We start from the raw sequence: 278 nt of genomic DNA, 5'->3' as shown, positions 1-278 counted from the left end.
CGCTCGGCAGGCTGGAGGTCGGCTCGTCGAGGATCACAAGGCGGGCCTTGATCGACAGCGCCTTGGCGATCTCGACCATCTGCTGCTGGGCGAGTGACAGCGAGGCGACCGGCGCGTCCGCCGAGAAATTGGCGCCGACGCGCTTCAGGAGTGGCGCCACCATTTCGCGCAATTTCGCGCGGTCGACCAGCTTCAGCGGCCCGGCGCGCAGCGGCTCGCGGCCGAAGAAGATGTTGGCCGCGACATCGAGATTTTCGAAGAGGTTGAGTTCCTGGTGC

The 278-nt window shown here is 66.2% G+C and carries 1 protein-coding gene; it reads right to left on the bottom strand.

Annotated features, from left to right (window positions below; all coding sequences use genetic code 11):
* On the bottom strand, positions 1–278 hold a 278-nt coding region (locus EN857_RS34440; protein ID WP_135897757.1), incomplete at both ends, for an ATP-binding cassette domain-containing protein.

Origin of the sequence: Mesorhizobium sp. M4B.F.Ca.ET.214.01.1.1, from assembly GCF_004791545.1 — a bacterium.
GTDB lineage: Bacteria > Pseudomonadota > Alphaproteobacteria > Rhizobiales > Rhizobiaceae > Mesorhizobium > Mesorhizobium abyssinicae.
The sequence above is the reverse complement of the archived record's forward strand: the minus strand, read 5'-3'. Positions and strand labels throughout refer to the sequence as shown.